Source organism: Flavobacterium aquidurense (assembly GCF_002217195.1).
Classification (GTDB): Bacteria; Bacteroidota; Bacteroidia; order Flavobacteriales; family Flavobacteriaceae; genus Flavobacterium; species Flavobacterium frigidimaris.
The window spans coordinates 1-20,026 of record NZ_MUGR01000011.1 but is presented as its reverse complement, the minus strand read 5'-3'; the positions used below and the strand labels follow the sequence as shown (position 1 = coordinate 20,026).

The 20,026-nt window shown below is 36.4% G+C and carries 9 protein-coding genes; all 9 read right to left on the bottom strand.

The window, feature by feature from the left end:
* Window positions 1-52 precede the first annotated feature (52 nt).
* On the bottom strand, window positions 53-1,912 hold the full coding sequence (locus B0A67_RS06660; RefSeq protein ID WP_072956193.1) for a glycoside hydrolase family 35 protein: 1,860 nt from the start codon (window positions 1,910-1,912) through the stop codon (window positions 53-55).
* A gap of 99 nt (window positions 1,913-2,011) precedes the next feature.
* Window positions 2,012-3,367: a Gfo/Idh/MocA family protein gene (locus tag B0A67_RS06655; protein ID WP_394364333.1), complete on the bottom strand. Its 1,356-nt coding sequence runs from the start codon at window positions 3,365-3,367 to the stop codon at window positions 2,012-2,014.
* A gap of 220 nt (window positions 3,368-3,587) precedes the next feature.
* The gene (locus B0A67_RS06650; protein WP_072956851.1) at window positions 3,588-5,771 is read right to left on the bottom strand and encodes a M1 family metallopeptidase; all 2,184 of its coding nucleotides are present in this window, start codon (window positions 5,769-5,771) and stop codon (window positions 3,588-3,590) included.
* 207 nt (window positions 5,772-5,978) lie between these two features.
* Window positions 5,979-9,074, bottom strand: a complete 3,096-nt coding sequence (locus tag B0A67_RS06645) for a DUF5107 domain-containing protein (protein ID WP_072956188.1) — start codon at window positions 9,072-9,074, stop codon at window positions 5,979-5,981.
* A 173-nt stretch (window positions 9,075-9,247) separates the two neighbouring features.
* Window positions 9,248-12,253: a glycoside hydrolase domain-containing protein gene (locus B0A67_RS06640; protein WP_242670935.1), complete on the bottom strand. Its 3,006-nt coding sequence runs from the start codon at window positions 12,251-12,253 to the stop codon at window positions 9,248-9,250.
* Between the two features lie 40 nt (window positions 12,254-12,293).
* On the bottom strand, window positions 12,294-13,283 hold the full coding sequence (locus tag B0A67_RS06635) for a c-type cytochrome (RefSeq protein ID WP_072956181.1): 990 nt from the start codon (window positions 13,281-13,283) through the stop codon (window positions 12,294-12,296).
* 50 nt (window positions 13,284-13,333) lie between these two features.
* Complete coding sequence (locus B0A67_RS06630; protein WP_072956177.1) at window positions 13,334-14,746, bottom strand: aryl-sulfate sulfotransferase; 1,413 nt, start codon at window positions 14,744-14,746, stop codon at window positions 13,334-13,336.
* 103 nt (window positions 14,747-14,849) lie between these two features.
* Window positions 14,850-16,361 carry a RagB/SusD family nutrient uptake outer membrane protein gene (locus tag B0A67_RS06625; protein WP_072956174.1) on the bottom strand — a complete coding sequence of 504 codons (1,512 nt, stop codon included), beginning with the start codon at window positions 16,359-16,361 and terminating at the stop codon, window positions 14,850-14,852.
* Window positions 16,362-16,400: 39 nt separating this feature from the next.
* A complete protein-coding gene (locus tag B0A67_RS06620; protein ID WP_072956170.1) occupies window positions 16,401-19,505 on the bottom strand; it encodes a SusC/RagA family TonB-linked outer membrane protein in 3,105 nt (1,034 codons plus the stop codon).
* Window positions 19,506-20,026 lie beyond the last annotated feature (521 nt).

The window sequence follows — 20,026 nt, the reverse complement described above, 5'->3', positions numbered from 1 at the left end:
ATTAAACAAAGAAGCCATTCACCGCAGTGAATGGCTTCTTTGTTTATATAGGTTATTGTCCTTTCTCTGGTTTTAAATCTTCCAGAATGGGAGTAAGGATTGTCTTTATCACTTTCTGAATGGTTTCATTTTTTTGTTCAAAAATAACAATAGTGTTTTTACCTTTTTTAAGCCAGCATCCCGGCAAATACAATGTTTGCTGCGGACCAACACTCCAATATCTGCCAATGTTAATTCCGTTTATAAAAACAATTCCTTTGCCCCAATCTCTCATGTCTAAAAAGGTATCTCCTGTTTTAGTAAGATTAAATGAGCCTTGGTATAAAGTGGGACGGTTGGGTTTAGCAGAGTTTTTATAAGACGTTAAATCAGGCGCCGCAGCCATAGGTAATTGATACATTTTCCAGTCTCCGGTAATCGTTTCTCCATTAATAATTATTGGACTGATAATTCCTTTGTTGTTGTCATTAATTTGTGAACCATAATTAATACGGCCCATATTTTCGACCACAATATCCAGAGTAGCATTAAAGGGAACCTCAATTTCGCAATCGTATTTTTTATAGTAACGGTTTAATTCAGCAACTTTTTTGCCATTTACATACACGATAGCGTAATCACGTAATCCTTTTAATTCTAGTTTTCCACTAATAGGCTGTGTGAATTTTTTGCTGTACCAAACATAACCATCACCTTGATTTAATTGCTCAAATGTTAGGGGATTGTCTTCAATTACCGGAGTTATTTTTGATTTTAAATCAGCCAGATCAACAGCAGTGGTTAATGTAATATTCGGAATGGTAATTACAGGTGTTCTTGCAGGAACGTTTGGTGTTTTATCAGTTTTTAAGATTTCTCTTAAAGCATTATATTTAGGAGTTGCCCATCCGGCCTCGCTAATTGGGGCATCATAATCATAAGAAGTCATGTCAGGCTGAATGTCGTGTTCTTTATCATAGTTGGCACCTGATGTAAAGCCAAAATTGGTTCCGCCATGAACCATATAGTAGTTAAATGAGACCTGATTGTCTAAATATTTCTGTGTCTGGCGTACTGTTTCTTCCGGAGTTTGTGTAGGGAAAGGTTCAGCCCAATGGTCCAGCCAGCCGGGATAAAATTCAGCAACCATATAAGGTCCCTCTCCATTATTGAATTTATTGACAACCTCCTTTAGTTTTTTGATATCGCTTTCGCCATTGGCAGTGGGCAAGGCACCGGGAAGAGCGCCGCCTTCAAACAGCCAGCTTCCGTCTGAAGTAAAGAAAGGAACTTCAAAACCAATATCTTTTAATTGCTGAAAAACGGCTGCACTGTATTTTTTGTGGTCAGCCAACGCAATGTCTTTGCGTTGCGTAACATAAGAACCAAATTCATTCTCACCCTGCACCATAATAATTGGACCGCCTTTGGTAATTTGTAAATCCTTAACCTGATTGTATAACTCCGAAAAATAGGCTTTTGTAGCAGCTAAATATGCGGTATTGTTGCCGCGAATAACCATGTTGGGTACATTTTGTAAAAACCACGGATAACCGCCAAATTCCCACTCGGCACATACATAAGGACCGGGACGTAAAATAACAAATAATCCTTCTTCCTGTGCTATTTTAATATATTCGGCTAAATTTTTATTGCCCGTTTTAAAATCCCAAACACCGGGAGAAACTTCATGGTAATTCCAAAAAACATAAGTTGCAACGGCATTTAAACCCATTGCTTTCATCATTTGTAAACGATGACGCCAGTACGGCTGGGGAATACGTGAATAATGCATTTCACCGGAATGAATTTGAAACGGTTTTCCATCCAGTAAAAAATTCCCGTCTTTTATAGCAAAAGTTTGTTTTTGTTGTGCTGATGCAGTGAATAAAAGAAAGAAAGTAAAAAGGAGGGCAAGGTAAACTTTTTTCATTTTTTATTATTTTAAGTATTAATCAGGTAATTGGTATAACTAAAGAAGAGAGCACTTTGAATTGCGCTCTCTTAGTGCTACTAACTAACCCATAAATATTTACTCTGAAAACTCTAATTTTTTTAATTTGTTCCATCCTCCACGGGTGAAATCGGGAATCTCTACAGGAACAGAACCTTTATCGAGTGATATTTCTGTTAACGGACCTAAACAAGACCATTCGGCCAGATCGTAAACATCCATATCCAGCGGAAGCCCTTTTTGCAGGCAATGAATTAAACGATAATCCATTACGAAATCCATTCCGCCGTGACCGCCTACTTTTTTAGCCTGTTCCTCAATGTTTTTTACAATCGGGTGTTTGTATTTTTCCATCAAAGCTTTTTTAACTTCTTCAGGAACAAACTTGTGTGCACTTAGTTTTTCGTGATTCGGTTTTACGTCATCACCTAATGCAGCACCGTCTAAAGCATAACCTTCCAGCGGATATTTGTTTGCAAAACCTTTAGTGCCGCTCAGTTGATACATTCTGCTGTAGGGACGTGGAGAAGTAACATCGTGCTGAATCTGAATTGTTTTTCCGTTTTCAGTACGAATCATCGTCATGGTGTGATCCCCGTTTCTAAAATCCTTAATTTCCTGACCGGACTTTTCTTTGATATACGCCGGATTGCCAACCGCTTTGGTGTCCATAGAAACCAGAAAATTCATTTTGTCACCACGGTGAATATTCAAAGCCTGACAAGCCGGACCCATCCCGTGCGTGGCGTATACATCGCCACGGTGTTTGATGTTGTAATCCATTCTCCAGTTGTTCCAGTATTCGCCCCAAAAAGGCTGAAGACCGTGAATGTAAGATCCCTCAGCATGCAGGATTTCTCCAAATAAACCTTGTTGTGCCATATTCAGTGTAGTCAGTTCGAAGAAATCATAAACGCAATTTTCAAGTTGCATACAATGTTTACGGGTTTTTTCTGAAGTATCGATAAGGTCCCAAATTTCCTTCATGGTCATGGCTCCCGGAACTTCAATAGCAACATTTTTACCGTCTTTCATCGCCTGAACGCCAATAATAGCATGATGTTTCCAGTCGGTTGCGATATACACTAAATCGACATTAGGTAAAGCGGTTACTTTTCTCCACGCATTTTCATCTCCAAAAAATTCCTGAGCTTTAGGAAGCCCTTGTTTGGTTAAAATCTCATTTGCCGATTGGGTGTTTTTTTCCAGCATATCACAAAGTGCTACAATTTCGACTCCGGGAATGTGTGTCATGCGTTCTACCGCCCCCGGACCACGCATTCCTAAACCAATAAAAGCAACACGAACAGTTGGAATTGGATCAGTCGCCAAACGCAAAACATCTTGTTGACCTTTTGCACGGGCAGGAGTTTTTGTCTTGATCATTTGTGCCGATGCCATTGTTCCCTGAAACAAAATGCACACGACTAACATGAATTTTAAAAAAGTAACTTTCATAATTGAATTAATTTTATTGGAGTGACTGATATTCTAAATACGGATTATCAGGTTTTTGTATACGTAATTTTTCAAATTGATTATTTACTTTTTGGATTGCCTCTCTAATGAACCAAATTAGAGAGGCCCCAAACAACAAACAATATTTAAAAAAAAATACTAATGGTAAGGCAATATTACCTGAACATGAAATTGCCTAATATTTTTGATTATTAAATTTTTTGATCAGCGGGTTTACATGATTTTTGGTGTCTTCGTCTAATGCTGCTAAAGCTTTATCTGCTTCATCTGTCGAGAATTTTGATAATCCGCATATTCCGGCAGCGATTACATTATAAGATTGATTTTTAGTGCTTTCAACCATTAAGGTTTTATAAGAGCTATCATTTGTCGAAGCCAGTTTTATAATTGCTGCTGCTCTGGCAATTGTCTTTTTGTCGTTTTGGGCAATGTTCAGCAAGGTTTTAATTGCTGCATTCTTAATCTGATTATCTGCTAAATCAATTGCTTTAATGCTCAGCACTCTTAGATCCTCTTGTTGATCTTCTAAACCTGCAAGAAGGATCAATTGCGCTTCGTGGCTTTTATCTTTAGATGCAAATTTTATAGCTTCAATTCTATTATAATATGATGGAACCTTTTTGTATTGATACAAATAGTCGGTTATTTTTTTGTTGTCTAAAACCTGACCCACCAAAATTTTATCCGGATCAAGATCTATAAAATCCGGTTGGGATGGAATGTCAAAACTGAAATTCTGTTCGCGTTTTTCAATCAAAATATCCTTTGTTATTTTAGTTCCGTTTACATAAAAATCTACTTTTAAAGGAAGATTAAACGTTTGAACACTTTTGTCCTGAATTTGTTTTACCGCCATTGTCACTTTTCCGTTGGTATAACCATACTCGATATTCAGGATTGGATTTCCTCCCTGATAGTACCATTGATTAAAATAAGGACTCCAGTCTTTTCCTGTTATTTCTTCCATCGACAAACGCAATTGGTGTGTTTCTCCGGATTTATAAGCATTGGTAGTCAAATAATGATGCAGCGATTTAAAAAATGCGGCATCACCCATTTGGTTTTTGGCGGCATATAATATGATAGAACCTTTTGAGTAGCTGATATTATCAAACATATCATCTCTGTTTTTATAATGAAAACGAGCTAATGGCGGGCTTATTCCGTCTTTGGATGAGCGCAGGCAGTTTTGTAATTTTTCATAACGGGATCGGTCTTCAGCATCCTGACCTGCGTCATGTCCGTGCCAAAGTACTTCTCCAAATGTGGCGAAAGATTCATTCATTGTTAAGTTCGACCAGGATTCTGCCGTTACATAATCGCCGAACCATTGGTGAAAAAGTTCGTGAGCTACAGTACTTTCCTGATTGTCATCTAATAATTCTCTCGCTGTTTTCTGAACATATTCGCCATGCAAAGTGGCAGAAGTATTTTCCATTGCGCCTGAAAAATAATCCCTGCATACAATTTGTGCATATTTTGCCCAGGGATATTCTACATTTAACATTTTGCTGTAGAAATTCATCATATCCGGAGTTTTCCCGAAGATTTGCTTGGCGTAAGGAGCATATTTGGGCTCCAGATAATAATTTACTTCTTTGCCGTTGTACGAGTCTTTGTATATTTTAAAATCACCAACTGCCATCATAAACAGATAAGGAGCGTTGGGCTGTTCCATTTTCCAGATGTCCGTTCTCGTTCCGTTTTTATTGTCTTTTTGCAACGCCAATTTACCGTTAGATAACGTAGTATATTTTGCATCAACAGTCATTGCGATTTCTGATGTTGTTTTCTGATTGGGTTTGTCAATAGTAGGAAACCAGCAAGAAGATGCTTCGGTTTCGCCTTGTGTCCAGATTTGTACCGGTTTATCGCCTTTTCCGTCCGGATTTACAAAATACAATCCTTTTGAATCCGTGATAGATTCACCGCCTTTTGTTTTTAGTTCTTCTGGTTTCGCGGTGTAATTAATGAAAATAGTATACTTTTCCGTGCTTTTATATTTTCTGTTTAAAGTGATAAAAAGCTGTTCGTTATCATACGTATACTTTAGCGGAATATTCTTTTTGCCATCAATCATGACAATTTCTTTAAAATCCATTCCTTTAGCATCTAAAGTAAGGGAATCAGTTTCATAAAAGTGAGGTTTTAGCGTAAGCCATTCTTTCCCGTACAAGTATCTTTTGCCATAATCAAACGAAACCTCTAATTTGGTGTGCACTAAATCATTTACTTTTAATGCCGTAACTCTGTAAATTGACAAAGGATCTTTGTTTGAATCAGCGTTCTGAGCCACTGTTTTTTGGCTTATCAGACAGATAAGGCTCAAAACGGAATATTTTAAAAATAGCTTGTTCATTTTATTTTTTGTAAAGTTTATTTTTTTGATAACTGTATTTTTAAACACATAGATCCATAGATTTTAAGTTGAGACTGAAGATGTTTGCAAAAAAAATCTCAATTCTTTCACATAGTATTATGTGATTTATTGAGAGTAAAACGCCTTTCTCTTACTTTATAAATTATGTTTCTATGTGTTAAAAATAATATGCCTAATAGCGCTTAATTAAAGTTTTTCGATAATTCGAACTTCACCATCTTTTTCGTCAGCAGTTAATATATCCGATTGTTTTTTAGTGTAAACCAATAAAGACCATTGAACGATTTTATTTTCAGGATATAACTTTGCCTGATTTTGCAGCCATTCTTCTGCTTTTTGTGCCGAAGATGTTTTCTCGATTGCCCACGCAGAAACCAATTGATTGGCTGGTAAAAAGTTCATTACGGTATTGTCTATTTTTGGATTGAAAGCGACGATTTTCTGTAATGATTGTGTTGCTTTATCAGTATTGCCAAGGCTTGTATAACATTGATAATCTAACCAGTTTTCCAATCTTTCATCGATATCTTCCTCATAAGGTTTTCCTACACCTAAATTTTGCGGCCACAATTTGGCATCAGCAATAAATTGTAATGCTTTTTTGTATTGCTTGTTTTTCATTTCGGCCAGGGCCTGCATTAGCTTTGCTTCATGATACAATTGTCTTCCGGCAGTTGCTCCTTCAAACGGAAGAATGTCGAGTTTGGTGAGGAATGCATCCGCAGCAGCGTACTTTTTATTCAGCAATAACGTTTTGGCATATAACATTCCCATCAAATAATTTTCTTTATGCTTTTTATAGAATGGTGCTGTAATTGCCAAAGCCTTGTCAAATTGTTTGAGAACGATGTAGTGTTCTGCGAGCAGTTTATGATATCTCCAGCCTTGATTGTCTAATTTAAGGGCTTGTTGCAAACTTGTTATGACCAACTGCGAATCGTCTTTGAATAATGAAGCTTTGGCAGCATAAAAAGCAGGATCATTGGGTTTGGCACCACATTGCGTAAATAATTCTTTTGCTTTTAGAAGATTATCGCGATTCCATTCGATCAGTCCTAAATGATATTTCAATTGCCACTGATCATTTTTCTTGATTAGATCTTCAAGAATTACAGCAGTTTCTCCACGGAAAGGAAAACTAATTCCGGGTTGAATTTGACGCAAATCGACAGGTTTATTTTCTAAAAAGGCTTTCCAGTATATAATTTCAGCATTTGGAGCCGCTATCGAAAAAACTTTTAAAGCTTCATCATTACGGTTCAGATGGTGGTACCAGATTCCTAACTCGAGATAGGTTTGCTCCGGCATTTCATTTTGTATAAGCGATGTAAAATGTCCTTTTGATGCATCTGATTTCTCCCAAAGAAACTTTTCAAAACCAGCAAAATGATTCAATGGATCAACTTTTATAATGGTATTTAATATCTCGGAAGCTTTATTAGAATTGTTTTGCAAGCGATAGAGCACCGCTAACAATTGTAATCCTTCTAAATTGTATTGATTGTTTACTAAACTTTTTTCGGCATATTCAAGAGCTTTAACCTGATCGTTTTCAGTAAAATAAATTGTACTTAAAGCTGTATAAGCCGGACTGCGAAATTCAACGCTTGAAGCGGCAATATCAAAACCGTCTTTTGCATCTGTGCTGTTTCCTAAATGTAAATTTGCCAGTCCGTAGTAATAGTTTGCCGCAGGATCATAAGTATTAATCGCCAAAGCTTTGCTTGCTGAAATGACGGCGTCGTTGTATTGCAATTTACGAGTCTGTAAAGAAGCAAGATCAGACAGGGCAGGAGCATAGTTAGGATCTTTTTGCAGACAGGCTTTTAGTTTTTCTTCCGCTTTTACGTAATCTTTAAAACTGATATAGTTTTTTCCCTGCAGGTATAATCCGTAAACGGAGTCGTGGTCAAAATCCTTAGGAATTTCTACAGGTCTGTTTAGGTTACCGTCTTCAGGAGCAGAATTCCAAACCAGCTTGTTTTCGCCAATTGTCAATCTCAACTTATTTTCGTCAACAGCAACCTGAATAGAATCTTTGAATACTTCTAAGGTTTTTACTGAGATATCTTTAGAATAGATTTTCTTTCCATTATCAAAAACTTCCAGTTTTTCGTTTAGTTTTTGAAGCGGTGAAAAATAGATTTTCAGCCAGCCGTTTTCGTTTTTTACATTTACGGCACCATAATTATTGGCTTTTACAAAACCTTTTGTTTGTTTTACCGGAAACCAGTATTCTGTCCAGGAATCAGTTTGATAAGGCGCAAAAGAGCGTTGTTTGAACGGGGTCAAACTGCTGGTTTCACTCGCCTGATTAAACAATCTTCCGCTTTGTACTTCTACATATTGACCGTCAGTATCTGTCAGTAATTTTTCCCAGATCATGCCTTGCTGCGACAATCCCCAAATCCATATTTTTTTACCGGGTTTATCATCGTGATTGCCATATCTTCCCATTCCAAAATCTTCGTCATGATAATATCCTCCAAAGAAATCATCGTATTTCCCAAAGACATGATAGGATTTATAACCGCCAAAATTATTGTTTTTATAAAAGGATAAATCTTTACCATTTTTCTTGTCCATTGGCCAAGGATTGTGCTCGCCATTATGCCCGATATAACTTTGTCCGGGATAAATAAACTGTAAATCGTTTGCGGCTTTAATCCCTGTATTCATCCAGGTATAATAAGGCTGTTCAGCCTCAGTTGAGTTGAACCAGAATGAGTTGGTTGTAAAATAAGCTTTGTCTTTTGGCAAATTGATGTCGAGCTTCCAGGAAGTACGGGTCAATAAATCCAATACTCCAATAATGCAGCTTACACTTCCGTCTTCTCTGGTTATAGTGGTATAATCTACAGGAGTAGCGCAATTAGGCGTGTGCCCAATGATACCATAATTGCCTTCAACGCCGCCGCTTGTCCACGGACCACGCATCGCAATATCCCTGAATTTGATAACATGATTGTTGTAAACAATATCTTTTCCGGTTGATTTTTCTATCGCTGACCAGACTTTTCCACCTATTTCAGGCAAGATTGTTAATTTGATATAATCGTTCTCCAGTTCAATAACTTTCCATTCCTTCTGAACAGGTTTATCGGTAAAACCATCAAAACGAAAATACGGATATGTTTTGGTATCCGGTTTCGGAATCGGATCGGGATCTGAAAACGGATAGGTAGTGAATACTTTTTTATATTCCTTAATAGTGGGGTTATTTTGTGCGTTGACAAACAGGCTTCCAAAAAGCAAAATAGATATAAATGGTCGTAGTTTCATATGGAGAGCTAATTTTTGTGGTTATTTTTTTGCCACAGATTAAAAATTAAAGGATTTTTTTAACCATCTAAATATTAATCTGTGTTAATCTTTTTAATCTGTGGCATTAAACTTTTTGGTAATCTTGTCATTTCGGGCAACGAGAAATGACAGACAATATGTGACAATTGTTATTATTTAACAATCAACAGCCAGCCTTTTCCTTTTGTTACCGGTATTTCATCTTTTGCATTAAAAGTTTGTGCAGGTTGAAAATGGGTAATTTCCGGAGCAGTGATTGTTGCTTTTGCAGGATTGATTCCCAGTTTTTTCCAGTCAATATTCAGTTTCACTTTTACATCAGTATCTGCCCAGCTTGCAATAGAGATCAAAGCTGTTCCGTTCTTTTTGTACACTGTTGCCAGTACTTTATCATTAGACGTTTTTACCGGACAGTTTTCGCTCCAGTATCCAATCATTTCAGAACCTTTGATTCCGAAAGTATCCCATAATTTCCAAATATTTCTTGGGTCAGCATTATCGCTCCACGGCAATCTGTTGGTCATTCCGTAAACCATTCCTCTCCACGGATTTCCGCCATCCTGCAGCATTTCTCCCATTAAACCAAAAGGGATTCCGCTTACTTCTGTTAAGAAAAAGTCAGGTTGATTTTTTTCATAATCAAAGTATTCTCCAAACCATAATTTATTGATGTACGGAAAGTGTTCCATATATAAATTAGCACTATTATTAAATCCGTCGCTTTTATTGTACTGATTAGCACTGTGTAAATCGATAATTCCCGGATGGCCGTCTTTTGTCAAAACTCGTTTGACACGTTTCATCGTAATTCTGTCAAAAGCAACATCATCAAGATAAATTCCGTCAATACCAACATTTTGTGTTAGCCAGTTCATTCCTTCAACATAGTAATTGTGCCAGCGGTTCATACCGCTGTTTACAATTGCAGCATCTTTAATTTCAGGTACAAACCAAGCCGCGATATAATCGTCGCCAACGTGTTCCTGTAACCACGAGAATCCCCCGCCTTTTCCCGGAGAATAAATCTCATGACCTAAACTTCTTAGGGCAAAAGTCTCATACGCTTTATTCGAAACCTCTCTAACGGTGTTGTAAATCTTAACTTTTAATCCTTTTTCATGTGCTTCATCGATATAACTTTTCATCTTTTTAAATTCAATAAAAGGATAATTAATATACGGATTGATGGCATTAGCATGGTGAATGTTGATTACCGTTGCGCCAGTTTTGGCAATTGAATCGATTGGACTGTATTTGTGATAGAATTTAGTATCCCATTGAAAATCTGTGTTTATCGTGTGAAATGGCGTAACTAGTAATGTAAAATTGTAATACAGCACATCTCCTTTTTTCATGTTGCGGGCTCCACTGTAAGCATTTACCAAAACTGATTTTTGGTTTGGCGTGATTGTAATTCCTCCTTTGTTGTCGTTACCCCATGAAGTTGGTAATAATAAAGGTTTTTGTAAATAGAAATTCGTGTTTAACGGACGGCTGTATTTTTCATCTCTTAAAGAAAATTGCAATCCTGAATTTACATTTCCAATCCAGGCTCCATCCTGATTTTTATGTGCCACATCCCATTTCCAGTCTAAAGCAGCAGGACGATCACCGCCTTTTTGACCTAATCCCATCATGTATTTTGCTGATGAAGGCTGCATTGGGATTTGAAAATTGATATCATTGAAAGCAGCATCTTCAAGAGCTGTAATTTTTACGGTATAATGTAGGAAACCATCAAATTCGATAGCTGCATTCACATCCATTTGAATAGACTGAGAAGTAGAAGTACTTTCCCATGAAACGGTTCCGGCTTCTTTTTTAGTGAATTTAAGTCCTGAGTTTTTCCATTGTGCCGTTTCTTTTCCTGCAGCATCTATAAAATGAAAGGCAAAAGGAGCGCTTAAAATATCGTTTGCTTTTGTACTTGTAGTGGTCATTTCAGAAGTAAAGAAAGTCTGAATCTGAGTTGGAAAACCATTTGCTCCTAAAACCAATTTTCTGCCTAATAGAGATATTTCGCTATCTTTTACAACTAATGGCGTATAAGGTGCAATCACAGTATTTTCCTGGGCTAAAGTAGAATTTAGCCATTTTAAGCGTGTCATTTTCTCCGGAGAATCGATTCCTCCGTTTTTAGTAACTTCATTCTTTACAGTTATCTCAAGTGTGATTACTGCAGGTTTTCCATCAGCAACAACAGTCGCTTTTCCGGTATAAGTTCCTGCAGCGGCAGTTTGAGGAACATCGATTCCGCACCACATTGCCTGTACTTTTCCTTTTGAAACTGATACAGTATTCGTAAAAAGATTTCCGTCATATTTCACTCCGTCTGTATTGATACAATTGATGTTTTTTGATGAAATAGTTGCTCCGTTACTATTTTTTAAATCTGAAAAAGTAACTTTTACATTCTTTAAATCCTGTAAAGCATAAACGCCCAATTGAAAAGCAAGATATTCGCCTTTTAAAGCAGTATCTGAAAAAGTATTCTGAACGCCTTTTTGAATCCATCTTTGTGGTAAATCATTTTTCATTCGGATTGAATACAATCTGTCTTCCGGGAAAACCAAAAATGTATTACCGCTGTTTTTAGCAATAAGATCTTTCGTTTCTGCTGCTGTTGCAATTACTTCCATTGGATAAAAACTATTAAAAGCATTTATACTCTGAATTTCTGTAACACTGCAATTGTCAGCCATATTAGATTTGATTTTAGACAACCATTGTGGATCAGCTTTATTTTCGGGTTTGGCATAAATTCCTTTAGGATAATTGGCCGTTCCTTCGTCAATATAGGGCATGTAGTACACGTAATACGTTCCTTTTCCTGAAACAGGTTCAAAGAAAATAGTTCCGCTTTCTCTATTACTATTTTCGATTTTGGTATTTTGTATTTCTTTTCCTGCTGCATCCTGAACAATAATTTTTTTGAGTTCAGGGTTTTCATCCCTTCTGCGCCATTCGATAGTGGTTTTAGCAATATTTCCTGTACCGGAAAATACTACTGCTACACGGTGATTTCCTAACAAATTAGGATTCCAGCTGTCCTTGCCATCCGTGTATTTGATTTGTGCAGCCATTGGAATACTGAAAATACAAAGGCAGATGATCAATAGTCTACTCAAAATTGATGTGTTTTTTAGGTTTGGTTTCATTTTATATATGTTCAGGTTAATAGGTATGCTAATTTAAAAGTTAGTAAACAGCTTTCCAGCCATTCTTTTTCCAGTAGGCAATAATTGGTTTGTATGGTCCGTATTTATGTTGTTCTGCAGAAAAATTATCGATAAAAGGGCTGTGTGCATAATCAATAGGTTTTCCCATTTGGTTAGGATAATCCAGTGTTTTTGGGTTTGGTCTTGGATGTATTTTATCATCATTTACGTATGCTGCGATGTCAAGCGCCTGCATATCTGTAAGGTACGGTTTTCCTATTGCGACTTTATCATAAGGCATATTATTTTTTAGCCATTGTGCCTGTTTGATCACTCTGTGCATACTTGAACCAGGCTGGTAACCATAATCTCCCCAAAGTGGAGGGTACGTGTAACCGGATTTATCAGCGTTGTAAAGTCCCTCGCCATTATTGCCGTGACAGCGCGCACAGTTTTCCGTAAAAAGAGCTTTTCCTCTTTCAGGACTTGCAGCTACATCCGGGAATTCTATTTCTAGATTTTTGGCTCCTTTAAAGTTCCCGTCTTTAGGAACAAATTTGCTGATCCATTTAAAGTATGATAAAAAAGCCACCATTTCTTTTCCGTCAAGCGGAAGAGGTTTTCCGGAATGAGGGCGCATGATACAATTATTAACGCGTTCAGCAAGCGTAAGTACTTTATTCTCACGTCCGCGGTATTGCGGATAATTATCATGAGACGACATTAAATTGAAGGCATAAGGTTTTGTACCGGCATCCTGATGACAATTGGTACAATTCATTTTATTGCCTAAATATTTTCCTTTGGTACCATTTGGACCAATATAATACGCTGTTTTTAACATCAATTCTCTTCCGTAACGCACTGATTCTCCAAATTCATCATCAGGAATTTTCGATGTATCAATTGTAATGTACGAATCATCAGTGGCTGTTTTTGCCGCAAGTGTTTGAGAATTTGAAGTATTGCAGGAATTGAAAACAACAATTGGCAATGCTGAAAACAGACCAATAAGAATTATTTTTTTCATGTTTACTATTTTTAATCTGATTCTATAAATCGTAAAATGGAATTGTATTTTTAATTAAGAAGAAAGGGTTTCATCTTTTCTTCCGGAATAAATTCTACACGATAAGGCGGGATTTCTGATTCTAATGCCCAAAGCAAAATTCCTTTTTTATTGGTCAAAACGGTGATATGTCTTTTTGAACAGCAAACTAAAAAGGCATCTTTATCAATCATATAAGCGCTTCCCATTCTATCGTTGTAAATATCTTTTGGAAGTTTGATGTGGAAATCCAGTTTTACAGTTTTTTCTTTTTCATCTAATTTCAAAGCAAAAACCGAAGATTGTTTTTTCTCTACCCCATTGTCAAAAAATAGCAGACTTCCTTCGCTATTAATGTGAGCGGCATGGGCTTGAGAGAAATTACTATCGTCAGACATTTTCATATTGCCTCCTTTGCCTAATTTCCAGAGTACTTTACCTGTTTTGGCATCTACTTTCCAGATCTGTCCGTTGTTATAAAAAGAGATTAGAAAATTACCGTCTTTATCATAATTAAGGCTATTGGCATGCGTCCAGTCCTTTTTTGTTTTTAGTAAATTTTTATCTTTCATTGGATCTAAATCATCAAAAACGCTCCATTTCCAGAGTTGTTTTCCTTTACGGTCTAAAATTAAAATTCCGTCTCCGTTGATCGTATCGTTCTTTTTTCCTCCAATAGAAGTTAAATCCATTATCTTTTGATCGACAGTTATAGTGACAATTTCGTTCGCTGATTTTTTAATAATTTCATGATGAATCACTTGTTTAAAATCACCTTGTCCTTTTTTAATATATGTTAGTGTATCTCCTTGTAAATTGATTTCAAGAATTTCACTGCCATAACTTGTTGGTTCATCATTTTTTCCCAGAATGGCGATAATGCTTTGTTCTTTGGTAAAATGAGTAACCTTAAAACCTGTTCCTTCTACGGTATGATACCATCTTAGATTGCCTTTATAATCTACAATGTATGCTACTCCGGGTGTTTCTCTTTTGGCTAACAGCATAAAACCTTTTTTGAAATTTTCAGGTAATAGTTCCGGTTTCGGGCAGTTTGCCTTGAATTGTTTTTGCAGCCATTCCGGTAATGCTCTGGACTTAAACGTATATACTTTACTGGTATCTTTTTCTTTGTTTTGAATGGTAACCAACTGAAAACTATAATTGGTTTCCGGAATAATATTGCAAAGTACCAAAGAGTGGGAGAGTCCTGTTTTTGAAACTGGAGAACTTATTTTATTTTTGATTCCATCTTTGTCAGACCAATATTCTGCAAATACCTGAACATTGTCATTCGTAGTAACATCGATTTGAATTTTCAATTCGTTGTTGCTATGAGTTCCAATAATGATATTTTTAATCTGATTGCCCTGATTTTTAGAACAGCTTACCAAGGCAAGTAGCACCAAAATAAAACTCCCTTTTATTATTAATTTTTTGATCATCTGAAAGGCTTCTTTTTATGATACAGAAAAGTACTTTTTTTTTGTTTAAAAATCAGGAACAGACAGGCTTTTAAGGATATCTGTTCCTGATTAGGTTTCTTTTTTATTGTCTGTCGGCGTTGCTTAACTTAGGGTTAAGATCAACCTGACTTTGCGGATAAGTATAATATTTATTTTGTGGCATTTTGATTTGTGCAGCTTCACCAACTCTTAAGTGATAGGCATTTACAAGAACATCGTATTTGTTCATTCTGATTAAGTCAGCACGACGTTTCCCTTCAAAGAAAAGTTCCCATCCTCTTTCCTGTAATATCGCATCTCGTAATGAGGCTTGAGTGTGGTCTGATAAAACCAAAAGTTTTGCATGTGATCTTCCTTTAACCTGATTAATAAGGTCGATTGCTTCAGATGTTGGGCCACTAATTTCGTTTAATGCTTCGGCTCTGCTTAACAATACATCTGCGTAACGTAAAATGTTTACACTATGACCGTCGTAATAAGTAGTAGTCTCATCATCAGCATATTTTCGAGTTGAAACGTCCGGCATATAAAGCACACCTGCTGGTGGCTGAGCACCTAAAGAAGGAGCTTGTTTGTGCAACAAACCATCTGACCCCATAAATTCAGGGAAAAAGCATTTTTTTCTGTCATCTTCATCACCAAAAGTGTTGTAGAAATCCCAGTTTACAGTATAATATTGCCATCTGTTTTGTACAACGGGATGATCAGTTGGCCCAAAGTGATTCAATAATTCAGTTCCGTTTGTATTGGCATCACTTAATGAAGAAAAGATATTTTCGCTGCACCATTTGTTACTTTCTTTAAACAAACCTAAATAAGTAGGGAAAAGACTGTATTCGTTCAGATTCATTACTTGCTGTGTCAATGTAGCTACTTTTTGCCAATCGTGATTGCGCAGATATAGTTTTGCCAATAAAGTCAGTGCTGCACCTTTTGTAGCACGACCTACGTCATTAGTGCCATAAATAGCATTTTCTTTGTAATTAACCGGCAATACATCTGCAGCTTCATTTAATTCTTTGATCATAAAAGCATCAATTTCTTCAACAGATGAAGGTGGTGTCTGGTCTAAATACCCCGGATTTCCCAAATTGGCTTCTGTAATTAAAATTACCGGGCCCCAGGCATCCGTTAAATCCATGTAAGCTGATGCTCTTAAAAATTTAGCTTCGGCTATAAATTGTACTTTTTCGGCAGCAGTAATTCCTGACATTGGTGTAATGTTGAAAATGGCACTGTTGGCGTTAGCAACTAATTTATACATGGCGTTCCAGTCTTCTTTAAGCAAACCATTTGTCGAACTCCAGGTTCCTAAAGACAATTGTCCCGGATCTCCACCAAATTGGCAATGACCTAAATCTGTTGCAATATCTGTCAATGCAAAGTGTCTTGTTGCCCAGTACGAAAAGTTATCTCCTACTGACGGACCTTTTAATCTGCCATAAATTGAGTTAATGGCTGCTACAGCATCTGACTTGGTTTGATAACCGTTTGTATTGGTCAGGTTACTATACACCGTAGGATCAAGATCCTGATTACAGGAAAACTGTGTTCCTGCGGTAAGTAGCAGTAATAGTATGGTATATTTTTTCATTTTAATAAATTTAATGTTACTACAAAAGCTTTTTTTAGACTAGTGAATGGCGACTTTTATTCCCAAAATAAAGGTTCTTGAAGCCGGGAATGAGTTGAAGTCGATTCCTCCGCCTAAGTTTTGCTTTGTGGTGTTGTCAGGAGTAAAATGACCATTTACTTCAGGATCATTTCCGGAATAATTGGTGATCGTAAACAAATTTTGTCCAATAGCATACAATCTGATACTATCGATGAATTTTGTAGGTTTCAAAAGGCTTTCCGGGATAGAATATCCAATAGAAACATTTTTCAAACGGATATAAGAGGCATCTTCAACAAATTTTGAATTTACATAACTACCGTATTTACTTTTGTAATATCCGTCTCTTGGAATATCTGTGTTTTCATTTGTTCCGGCAACCCAACGATTCAAAGCATCTGTACTCGTAGATGATTCACCAACCATTTTTGTCATATTATAAACTGAATAATCAAAAGCACCCTGGAAAAAGATATTTAAATCAAAATTTCCATATCTGAAATCATTGTTTAATCCGGCTGTATAGTGTGGCGTAGAATTTCCTAAATATGTTCTGTCATCAGCATTAATAACGCCATCACCATTTACATCTACATATTTTGGATCTCCCGCTACAGACAGTGGTTGAGCTGCATAAGTTTCTCCGGTTTTGATTACTCCTGCATACTTATAGCCGTATAATTCGCCCATTTCTTTTCCCGGAACTAATCTGGTAAATTCCTGACCTGAAACTGTACCACTAGGATTTGAAGTATTGGTACTAATGATTCTTACATTGTCAGCAAGTGATATGATTTCTTGTTTATTGTAAGCAACATTCAAAGAAGTAGTCCATAAGAATTTATCATTTCTAAAGTTAGTACTGCTTATTCCAAGCTCAATTCCTCGGTTTTGAATTACTCCTGAATTTATTCTCTGAACATCAAATCCCCACCATCCCCCAACAGGAACATTCAAAAGGGCATCAGTAGTTCTTTTTTCGTAGACATCAATTGTAGCAGTAAGTTTATCATTGAAGAATCCCATGTCTAAACCAAAGTTGGTTTGAGCAGTTTGTTCCCATTTTAAGTTCGGATTTGCTAAATTTGCTGGTTCCGTACCGCCAACAAAGTTGCCTTCTCCAATAGTTACTCCCCACGATTTTAATCTGTTCATGTAGGCATAATCCCCAATACCGTCATTACCGGTAATACCGTAACTGGCTCTTAATTTAAGCTCAGAAAAAGTAGTTTGTTTTTGCATAAAAGGTTCATTCGTTATTTTCCAGGCAATAGCTCCTGAAGGAAAAATTCCGAATTTATTATTAGGACCAAAACGAGAAGAACCATCTTTTCTTATCGTGAAAGAAAGCAAATATTTATCATCAAAACCATAGTTCAGCCTTCCAAAATAAGAAGTCAGTTTCGTTTCTGTTTTTTCCGTTTCAGGTTTCAGGTAAACTGCCGCACTCTCAAGATTGTAATACGTTAGCAAATCATTAGAGAAACCGGAGCCGGAAGCTTTCATTCTTTCGAAAGTATCTTTTTGATTAGAAGTACCAATCATCGCAGAAAAAGAATGCTGTTCTTTTATATTGAATTTATATGTTAAATATTGCTCTGTACTCCATCTAAAATAAGTCTTGTTTTCTTCAGATCCCGTACCATTCAGAGCAGCTCCGGCCACCAATGTTCTTGGTGTATATTTTCCCTGAATATTTTCCTGCCATTCCGCACCGGCACCAAAATGATACGTAAGTCCTTTTATGATTTCATAATCCAAAAACATGCTGCCGTTAACCAGCCTGTTTATCGTATGATCTGTTGGTTCAAGCAAAAGTGCAAGCGCATTATCTTTTCCCTGATATTTATAATAAGTTCCGTCTGCATTATAAATAGGAAGATTAGGCGGAGCGGTCTGAATAGAATACATAGGAGATAGAATATTATCACCAAAGTCACTATTATGTCCTTCGCTGGCAGCACCGTAAATATTAGTTCCGATATTTAATTTGTCACTGAATTTTTTCTCACCACCCATTCTCACAGAATATCTTGTAAAATCAGTATTTTCTAATGCACCTGTTTGTTTTAAATAATTTCCTGATAGAAAAAATTTAGAAGTTTTATCGCTTCCGCTAAAGTTTATCGTTCTGTTCAGTACTTCTCCCGGACGTGTTGCGGCTGCAAACCAATTGGTATTGGCAACCGGAAAACTTGCAGGAAATACTGGAGGCCTTCCATTTTCAGCAGCGATTGCATTCTGGATGTTAGCATATTGCTGACCTGTTAGTAATGAAGGCTCTTTTATAATATTTTGAAAACCATCAGAGATTTCAGCTTCAATTTGCATTTTTCCTGATTTTCCTTTTTTAGTGGTAATCAATATTACCCCATTTCCACCTCTGGCACCGTAAATAGCGGTAGAAGAAGCGTCTTTTAGAATCTGAATGTTTTCAATGTCATTGGGGCTAATTTGTGCACCCGTACTTGTAATAAATCCATCAACAACATATAATGGCGCATTAGAAGTGTTTAGTGAGTTTCCTCCTCTAATTACAATCGATGGGCTGCTTCCCGGAGCATAGCTATTTTGCTGTACCTGAACTCCTGATGCACGTCCTTGCAAAGCTTGTCCCACATTAGAGATTGTACCGCCTAAGTTCAGATTGTCTTTTCCAATAGAACTCACAGAACCGGTAAGATCTTTTTTCTTCGCTTTTCCGTATCCAACTACAACTTCCTCTAATTTTTGCCCAACCTCTTTCATGACAACTTTTATAGGAGAAGATCCAATTGTTACTTCCTGATCTTCCATACCAATGTACGTCACGATAAGTTTAGTCACATTATCAGCAACAGTAATGGCAAAACTTCCATCAACATCTGTTTGAACACCAGTAGAACTGCCTTTTACAATAACATTCGCACCTGCTATAGGAAGTCCGTTTTGATCCGTTACTTTTCCTTTTACCGTTTTTTCAAAAAATATTGAAGTACTGTTTTTGTATGACATATTTATTGGTGCAGCCGCTGAAGCCTGAAACGTAAAAGCTAGTAAGGAAAGAATCGTGAGTTTGATTTCCTTACCGGATAGATTGTTAATCCTAAAATCCCTGGGTTTTTTTTGGGTTAATAATTTCATACTTTAAATGGTTTTGGTTAATGATTAATTTGTTTTTTCTGTTTGTAGGTTTTAGATTTCTTTTTTTAGTTGAAAATTCATGTTTTGTTTTTTATTTGGTTTGTAATTGAGTTATTCTCCGGATAAAAAAGAAGCTTAAATTCTAGTCTGATTCGTTATTATTCCTTCCCTTTTTCTTCATTTTTTAATGATAAAATCCACCTGAAAAAACGGTTAATTAACTTAGTTTTAAGATTAATCTGTGACGAAACTATCGATTATATTTTTATTAAACAAGAAAAAACACAAAAAATGTGCTCGAACACACAAAATTAATGTTCTCGAGCACATAAAAATATGCAAAACGTTTTTTTGGACTTAAATTCTTGTGATTATTATAAAATAATTGAGAAATAAAAGCGATTGGTAATTTGAGTATTTTTTATAGTATTCTGTTGTTTAGATCATTTATAAAAGGTGTTTGTTGAAAATGTTGTGAATTTCGCATTAGCCACATTAAAAGATTAATAGTTAAACAGTGT

Excerpts from the sequence above, each read along its gene's own strand:
- B0A67_RS06660 (WP_072956193.1), bottom strand. The coding sequence starts at position 1,912 with ATGAAAAAAGTTTACCTTGCCCTCCTTTTTACTTTCTTTCTTTTATTC.
- B0A67_RS06655 (WP_394364333.1), bottom strand. The coding sequence starts at position 3,367 with ATGTTAGTCGTGTGCATTTTGTTTCAGGGAACAATGGCATCGGCACAA.
- B0A67_RS06650 (WP_072956851.1), bottom strand. The coding sequence starts at position 5,771 with ATGAACAAGCTATTTTTAAAATATTCCGTTTTGAGCCTTATCTGTCTG.
- B0A67_RS06645 (WP_072956188.1), bottom strand. The coding sequence starts at position 9,074 with ATGAAACTACGACCATTTATATCTATTTTGCTTTTTGGAAGCCTGTTT.
- B0A67_RS06640 (WP_242670935.1), bottom strand. The coding sequence starts at position 12,253 with ATGAAACCAAACCTAAAAAACACATCAATTTTGAGTAGACTATTGATC.
- B0A67_RS06635 (WP_072956181.1), bottom strand. The coding sequence starts at position 13,283 with ATGAAAAAAATAATTCTTATTGGTCTGTTTTCAGCATTGCCAATTGTT.
- B0A67_RS06630 (WP_072956177.1), bottom strand. The coding sequence starts at position 14,746 with ATGATCAAAAAATTAATAATAAAAGGGAGTTTTATTTTGGTGCTACTT.
- B0A67_RS06625 (WP_072956174.1), bottom strand. The coding sequence starts at position 16,361 with ATGAAAAAATATACCATACTATTACTGCTACTTACCGCAGGAACACAG.
- B0A67_RS06620 (WP_072956170.1), bottom strand. The coding sequence starts at position 19,505 with ATGAAATTATTAACCCAAAAAAAACCCAGGGATTTTAGGATTAACAAT.